Raw genomic sequence first — 8,595 nt, forward strand, 5'->3', positions numbered from 1 at the left:
CTACAAGATTATATTCGGCATGGTGCCTCCGATCATTCTGGCGCTGCTGCTGAATGAGTGCAGAGTAAAGTGGTTTAAATCGCTAGTGCAGACTTTAAGCTACATGCCTCATTTCTTTTCATGGGTGATCATTTATGGAATATTGATCGCATTGTTATCCCAAGATTCCGGAGTTATTAATCGCTTGATTACGGAGGCTGGAGGAGATCCTATTCCGTTCCTGAGCTCAACCGAGTGGTTTCGAACCATTCTCGTTGGCTCAGAGATATGGCAAAACATTGGATGGGGTGCTATTATCTACCTCGCGGCGATGGCGAGCATTGATCCGACACTTTATGAGGCAGCAAAAGTGGATGGCGCAAGCCGATTGCGTATGATTTGGCATATCACGATTCCAGGCATTCGCAATGTCATTATTCTACTCGTCATATTGCGATTGGGACAAGTAATGGATGCAGGGTTCGACCAAATTTATATTCTGTATAACGTTCATGTCTATCCGGTTGCAGATATTCTGGACACCTGGGTGTTTCGTACTGGACTTGAACAATGGAACTTCAGCCTCGCTTCAGCGGTGGGTCTGTTCAAATCGCTGATCGGTCTGGTGTTGGTGTTTGGCTCCAATGCGTTAGCAAAAAGATGGGGGGAGAGCATATGGTGAATTCAACCGAAGACCGTCTGTTTAATTGGATTAGCATTTTCATCTTGGCTTTGATCGGACTGGTTGCTCTCATACCTGTGCTTTATGTGGTATCGGTGTCACTTACACCCTTCGGTGAAGTACTGAAGAACGGTGGATATGTGCTTATTCCGAAGAAGCTGACGTTCTCCGCTTATCAAAAGCTGCTAGAAACTTCGAATATTTTCAATGCGCTGAAGGTAACGGTGCTCGTAACCGTAATCGGTACAGCGGTTAATCTAGTGCTCACGGCATTGATGGCCTATCCGTTAAGCCGAAAGCAGCTTCCATGGCGCTCCTTTTTTTTGGGTATGGTCGTATTCACGATGCTGTTTGGCGGAGGAATTATTCCTACCTATTTGATCGTAAAGGCGACTGGGTTGATCGACACGATCTGGTCGATGATTCTCCCGGGTGCAATCTGGAGCTTCAACGTATTAGTGATGAAGAGCTTCTTCGAAAGTTTGCCCGAGGAGTTGTTCGAATCAGCGCGGATCGATGGTGCCAAAGAGTTCAGAATATTGTGTCAGATCGCTGTTCCGTTATCTAAGCCATCTCTGATTACAATAGGACTATTCTATGCTGTCGGACATTGGAATCAGTTTTTTGCTGCTATTATGTACATTTCTGACCGTCAATTGTTTCCGCTGCAGGTTGTTGTTAGAGAAATCTTGATGATGACGCAGCAGCCGCTCGAAAGCGCGGAGACGATGGTGCCGACAATGACCATGCAGATGAGCGCAATCGTTCTCGCCAGCCTGCCTATTATTGTGGTCTATCCGTTTTTGCAAAGGCATTTTACCAAAGGCATGATGCTCGGCTCTATTAAAGGATAATTATAAATTGGGGGAACGAATATGAAACGTTTATTGAAATTAACGGCTCTTATTGCACTGTCCGTAAGTGTGCTGAGTGCATGCAACTCGGGAACGGGTTCTAAATCTACGGGAACTGGTTCAGAAATAGAGAATACACCTGTCGAGAGTCAAAAGCCGGCTGAGCCGATCTCCTTGAACATTGCTTTGACAGGGGCAGGGCTGCCGGATCCGGGGACTGATGTCCTTAAACAGGAGTTGGATGCGAAGCTGGGCACAAATCTGATGCTGACCGCGACGCAAACAAGTGAAGATTATGATAATAAAATGAGGGTGCAAATAGCCGGCGGCAACTATCCTGACCTTTTCCAGGCATCTTACACGGATATGAAGACATACGCCGAGAAGGGACTTCTACTGGATTTGACACCCTATTTGGATAACGAACTGAAGCAGGCCAAGGACTTCGTGACCGATTTGGGGGCCGACCTATGGAAGAAGGCTTCGATTAATGGAAAGGTGTACGCAGTTCCGAGAAACGGGGATGTGCCATTCAATTCTTATTGGATCCGTAAGGATTGGCTAGATAAGCTTCAACTGGATATGCCGCAAACGATCGATGAGCTGTTGGAGGTTGCCAAGTCATTTACAGAGCAGGATCCAGATGAGAATGGCAAGAAAGATACTTACGGCATAACAGGACTGGAGCTTAATGCATTTGCTCCTATTTTCGGAGCGTATGGAATTAGCGAGCCTGGAACAGGGGTGTTCTTTACCCAGGACGGCAAGCTAATGAATTCGTATTCGGCTCCGGCCATGTCCGAAGCGCTTGCTACGATCAAGAAGTTCATAGACGCCAACGTAACGGACCCTGAGCTGATGACCAACAAGGTAAGTAATGCTCAGCAGAAGGCTTTCCAAGGGAAGGCAGGAATTATCTACTTAGGCTGGACGGATATTGCCAAGGACGAGATGATCGAGCAGTATCGCACAGTAAACCCGGATGCAGAGTGGGTTCAATTGGGAGCTCCGAAAGGTCCAGCCGGGCAATTCGACGGATCATTTGATTTTGACAAGCCATCCCGCTTGATGGTTATTCCAAAATCACTGGAGAACGATAAGGAGAAGCTGCAGAAGGTATTCGATCTAATTAACTATTTGTCTTCTCCGGAAGGAAACAAGCTGGTTATGTATGGGCTTGAAGGTAAGCATTATACGATGGAGAACGGCAAAGAGCAACTGACGGAACTGATGGCGAAGGAAGGTGGTTACTTCTATATGTACCAACTGACTGGACGCCCGAATGAGCAATATTTGGTCATGAAGTTTCCTAAGCAAGAGTCGGTCATTGCATTTGCGGCTAATGCTGAGCGCATCCGACTGTTGGACAGTTCGGTCGTTCCGCCGTCTGACTTCAACAAAGCAGATGCGGATCGATTCGCAAAGGAAGAATTAGTGAAATTCGTATATGGCAAAAGACCTCTGTCAGAGTTTGGACAATTCTTGAGTACGTTGGATGGAACTTTCAAATATCAATTGTATACAGAAGCAGCAGAAAAACAAATAAAAGAGCAAGGATTGATTGATTAATGGTATGCCATGATTATGATGTTATCGTTGTTGGTGGGGGGCCAAGCGGGATTGCCGCTGCCGTTGCCTCCGCTCGATTGGGCGCCCAGACACTGCTAATCGAGCGCTATGGCTTCCTCGGAGGAGCCGGGACAGCTATGATGGTTAATCCATGGATGCCTTACTGGGTAACAGCGGAGGATGGGAGTAAAGCGCAGCTCATCTTTGGGGTGCTTCAAGAGCTGATCGAACGTATGACAGCGCTGAATATGTATGGGCATCCGAAGGAGAAGGCTGCCTTTGATCCGGAAGCGTTAAAGGTTGTTGCAGAAGAGCTCTGTTTGGAGGCTGGGGTCCATCTCCTCTATCATACCTTTCTGGGCGACGTTAAAATGAAAGGAAATAATCATGAGATCGAATCCATTATTGTTGCTAATAAAGCGGGGCTCGAAACTTACAGGGCGACAATTTTCGTAGATACGACAGGAGATGCGGATTTATCGGCAATGGCAGGTGCTGAAGTGCAAAGCGGTCGTGCTGAAGATGGACTCTCCCAGCCGATGACACTCAATTTTCGCATGGCAAATGTAGATCTGGAGAGGCTGCCAAGCAAGGAAGAAATCAACACGAAGTTCCGAGCGGCTAAGGAACGTGGGGAGATCAATTGTCCACGCGAGGATGTACTATGGTTTTATGCGAACCAGCCTGGGGTGCTCCATTTCAATACAACAAGAGTGCTTTTGAAGGATGGTACTGACCCGCGGCAGCTCACCGAAGCTGAGATTGAAGGAAGAAGACAAGTGCAGCAGCTTTTGAAATTTTTAAAGCAGGAAGTGGAAGGATTTGAAGATGCTTATTTGCAAACTACGGCACCTCAGATCGGTGTCAGAGAATCCAGGCGCATTGTAGGTGAATATAGGCTGACGGCAGAGGAGCTGCTTGCAGCTTGCAAGTTTGACGATTGCATTGCTCGCGGAACCTATCCGGTTGACATTCACAATCCGAATGGTGAGGGCACAGTCATTAAGTATTTACAGCCTGGTGAGTGGTATGAAATTCCCTACCGATGCCTCATTCCTAAGTCAATTGAAAACCTTATTGTAGGCGGAAGACCGATATCGTCAACCCATGAGGCGCATTCCGCGATTCGCGTACAGCCTATTGCGATTGCTTTAGGCCAAGCGGCGGGAGCAGCCGCAGCGCTTTGTATCCAAAGCGGCGACTTGCCTAGAGAACTCAATATTCAAATGCTTCAGAATGTATTGATGGAGCAAGGGGCCCGGCTTAAGTAACAGACCATAATCCAATCCGCCATCTCGCTTCGCATCGAGGTGGCGGCCTTTGTCTATGTCAACAATGACTAATTATAGAGGAGTTAGTGAATGAACATGGGAAAAAAGACGAGGATTCAGCATGGTTTACGTTTGCTTAAATTAGTTACTATTATAAGCTTGCTTTCGGGACTATTTTTTGAAAACGCTGTCATGGCCGCTTCGAATGATAATTTGTTCGCATACAATAATGGTTTCGAGTTGACACCAGATTTCACAGCCTGGTCGAAGTCTTCCATTTCCGGTGCGACAGTATCAGTACAGCAATCAGTAGTGCATAGCGGAACTAAGGCGGCCCAAATTGTTTTTGACGGTACAGACAAGACGCTTGAAATTGATCGGTTTGCCCAGGTTGAAGCGGGCGAGTCGTATTACTATGAGAGCTGGCTAAAGACTGAGGGACTCTTATCAGACGGATTTAAGCCTCAGATTACCTTTATGGGTTATAAAGGGAATACATTTAAGCGGGTAATGTTCTCAACGGATGCAGTGATGGCAGAGCAAGATTGGACCAAATATTCGGGTTCCTTCACGATGAACGAGGATGAAGATAAAGTACGCATGCTTATCCGAAGAAGAAGTGGGGGCGGTGGGATCACAGGCAGCTTATATGCGGATGATGTGGTTCTCTCTATGAAGCCTGATGGACTGGAAGTCACTCCAAGTCTCCAGTTGTTTTCCATTGGCGCAGATCTCGATCTTGGAATCATGAAGGTAATAGCCAATTATGGAGCCGAAACATTCGATGTTTCATCATCTGTACATTGGTCAGTAGCAGGGGGAGATGGAACTATCGATAACCAATACTTGTCTTACACGGGTGATTCTTCAGGGGGGATGGTGAATTTGTCTGCCGAGTATTTAGGCACCACAGCTGCGTCTACTATTCAGTTTATTCAAGATGAGACCCCGCCTACGGCTCCGCAGCATTTGCAGGCGGTTAAAGTGGGGATATCCTCCATTCAATTGGAATGGGATGCCGCAGAGGACAACGTATCAGTAGCCGGATACGATATTTACCTAAATGGAGAGCCTGTCGCTGCCGTAACGGGTACTCAATATACCGCTAATGGGCTATCTCCTTCAACCGTCCAGTCCTTTCATGTGAAAGCGAAAGATGGTGCGGGTTTGCAGTCTCCATTCAGCGCAGAATTAATGGTAAGCACATTAAGTAATATTAGTCCGGCCATGGCCGAAGTAGATGCTGAGCATATCATCAAGTCGGTAAGTAATCGTATGCTCGGGTATAACCATGATTGGTACCAAAGCCAGATAGCTATCATGGAGGATGAACCGAACAGCTTAAATATTAAACAGGAATACTTCGATTTACTTGAGGAGTTTCAACTCCCGATGACGTTTCATCGTATGGCCGGAAGCGATTCTCAGTTTTTCAAATGGCAGTGGGCCGTTGGTGACATAGACGAAAGAATTCCTCAGAGTACGTGGGCTGAACCAGCTAATATATATCGCTTCGGTCCTGCTGAATGGATCAAGTCTGCTCAGCAGTTGGATCCTGACGCTGAATTTGTATGGAATTTTAACATGCGGATGGATACAGTGATCGAGCATGCAGATGCGGTGGAATATTTGACAGGGAATGGATTAGATAATCCTAATGATGGGGTTAATTGGGCTCTAAAGCGTATTGAAGCAGGTATTGTGGAGCCAGTGAATGTAATCATCTGGGAGCTTGGTAATGAGTTGGATTTCGCCAAATTTACGGGCCAATTCGGACCGGACGGGGTCGAAAATTACATTCAGGCCAGTAAACAAACGATGGAGGAGGTAAGAAAGTTAAATCCTGACGCCAAGTTTGCCGCTTTGGCGAAATCCGCCCCTTGGGATAATTACAATGATACGACTGAATGGAAAGAATGGCATCGTGCCGTACTTCAGCAGATGGGTGATGAAATTGATTATATAACGTTCCATCCTTATTACCTAGGATACCCGATTAGTAAAATGGAACAATATTTGGATGCTATTCGTGATGATATCCTTTCGATTACCGGTTCAGATCGAATTAAAGTGTATCTCTCTGAGCATTCAGTTTGGCCCGAAACGTTGCCGGATAAGACATGGCGGGAAAGTTGGTTCCTAACTCACGCTTTGAAGGGTATACTTGGAACTGCGCAATTCTACAATCGTATGTTCCAGCGTGAGGAAATCGTCGCAGCATCCTATCATTCATTTACTTCAGGTCCTTGGGGGCTGATATACAAGTCAGCAGAGACAGAACGGCTTTATTTAACAGGCATTTCCGATTTAATGAAGCTATTGAGTGAAAGCTTGGGCAATGATGTGGTCGAAGTTACTTTGTCTGGCGAAATGACAAGTCCAACTGACCCGGAAGCGAATCTGACCATCAATGCAATGACGACTGATCATGGAATGAATTTGGTTATTGTGAATAGGGATCCAGAATTAAATCGCCAGATTACCTTTAGTGGTCTTGAAAACTACAGAGTGGTAAAAGAAAAAACATTAACAGCCGATACGCTATTGTCTCATAACACAGGTACTCAAGAAGAAATTCGCGTGACCACACAGGACGTTGAGGGGCAGGGGGCGTTTCAAACTTATCTGATGCCTGCGAAAAGTATGACGGTCATTGAATTAGAGACATTACAGCTTGAACCAGATATTGAACCAGATTCCGGAACGAATCCTGAAACATACGTAGGAACGAATCCTGAAACAGATCCTAGAGCAGAAGTAGGGATTGGGCCTGATGTTACTAATACAGATGACATTATTGCAAGAGTGGAATTCTCAGATATTGCATCGCATTGGGCGCGTAATGAAATTAAAGCACTAGCTGCAAAAGGAATTGTGATCGGTACGGGCGATGGAACATTCGCTCCGAACAAGAATACGACTCGTGCTGAGTTTGTTACTATACTTGCAAGGGCACTTAACTGGCAGGGCACAGGGAATGCCATTAATTTTGCGGATGTCTCAGATGAGGACTGGTACGCAGAAGCAGTTCGTGCTGCATTCGAAACAGGCATTATTAAAGGGGATGGAAAGTCCTTCTTCCCAAACGCCCCCATTACCCGTGAAGAGATGGCTACAATCCTAATCCGAGTATGGAAAATATTTCGAGATGGTATAATCACCCCGTCAAGTGATCTGCCTTCATCTATTATGGATGAAGCCGAGATTAGTGATTGGGCTAGCGAAGCTGTGCATCAAGCCTACGCCTTGGGTTTGCTTAAAGGCAAGCTAAACGATTTATTCGCACCCAAGGACCGTGCAGCTCGTGCTGAGGTTGCGGTTGTCATTACTCGCTTGTTAAACGCTTTGCCTGCAAAATAATCCGCTAGGGAATCAAGTTCTACTATCCACTTGCAGAATCCCCTTAATACCTTTTATAGAGGTGTTAAGGGGATTCAAGTATTTTAATAATTTCTTTCAAGTTTCTTCGGGTATATACGTATAATTAGTTGAAACGAAAACAAGTTGGATGAAAATTAGTTGTGTATAATAAAATTGATAATTTAAGTCTTGACTTTGATAAACGGATCGTGATACATTAGTACTCGCCGCTTTTGCAGGACACATAAATAACTGAAACGACAAAATGAAAAAAATGTCGAATCACAAAAAAAGTACTTGCAATTGAATAGGCGAGTGTGATATATTATAAAAGTCGCCGATGAGACAAACCGCGACAAACGAAAGAAAAGATTGCTCTTTGAAAACTGAACAACGAGTATTAAACTGCCCTAACGATCTTAACGGATCATTAGAAAAAGCGATAAAAAGTAATGAGCAAGTCAAACACCAATTTGGAGAGTTTGATCCTGGCTCAGGACGAACGCTGGCGGCGTGCCTAATACATGCAAGTCGAGCGGATTTAATTGAAAGCTTGCTTTCAATTAAGTTAGCGGCGGACGGGTGAGTAACACGTGGGTAACCTGCCTTTAAGACTGGGATAACATTCGGAAACGGATGCTAATACCGGATAAGCGATTTGATCGCATGATCGAATCGAGAAAGATGGAGCAATCTATCACTTAGAGATGGACCCGCGGCGCATTAGCTAGTTGGTGAGGTAACGGCTCACCAAGGCGACGATGCGTAGCCGACCTGAGAGGGTGATCGGCCACACTGGGACTGAGACACGGCCCAGACTCCTACGGGAGGCAGCAGTAGGGAATCTTCCGCAATGGACGAAAGTCTGACGGAGCAACGC

5 protein-coding genes and 1 rRNA gene are annotated in these 8,595 nt (G+C 45.8%); all 6 read left to right on the plus strand.

The annotated features are described in order from the left end of the window. Positions 1-661: ABC transporter permease (locus AC1DWN_RS21320; RefSeq protein WP_477560913.1), on the plus strand; the 661-nt coding region annotated here is incomplete at its 5' end. Continuing rightward, the gene (locus AC1DWN_RS21325; protein ID WP_477560914.1) at positions 655-1,515 is read left to right on the plus strand and encodes a carbohydrate ABC transporter permease; all 861 of its coding nucleotides are present in this window, start codon (positions 655-657) and stop codon (positions 1,513-1,515) included. The genes AC1DWN_RS21320 and AC1DWN_RS21325, both read left to right, overlap by 7 nt. Positions 1,516-1,536: 21 nt before the next feature. Beyond that, a complete protein-coding gene (locus tag AC1DWN_RS21330) occupies positions 1,537-3,084 on the plus strand; it encodes an extracellular solute-binding protein (protein ID WP_477560915.1) in 1,548 nt (515 codons plus the stop codon). Then, complete coding sequence (locus AC1DWN_RS21335; protein WP_477560916.1) at positions 3,084-4,355, plus strand: FAD-dependent oxidoreductase; 1,272 nt, start codon at positions 3,084-3,086, stop codon at positions 4,353-4,355. Before AC1DWN_RS21330 ends, AC1DWN_RS21335 begins: the two co-directional genes overlap by 1 nt. 90 nt (positions 4,356-4,445) lie before the next feature. Continuing rightward, positions 4,446-7,715 carry an S-layer homology domain-containing protein gene (locus tag AC1DWN_RS21340; RefSeq protein WP_477560917.1) on the plus strand — a complete coding sequence of 1,090 codons (3,270 nt, stop codon included), beginning with the start codon at positions 4,446-4,448 and terminating at the stop codon, positions 7,713-7,715. 470 nt (positions 7,716-8,185) lie between these two features. Next, positions 8,186-8,595 (plus strand): 16S ribosomal RNA (locus tag AC1DWN_RS21345); the annotation flags it as partial.

Source organism: Paenibacillus sp. P4_A7, from assembly GCF_056402455.1.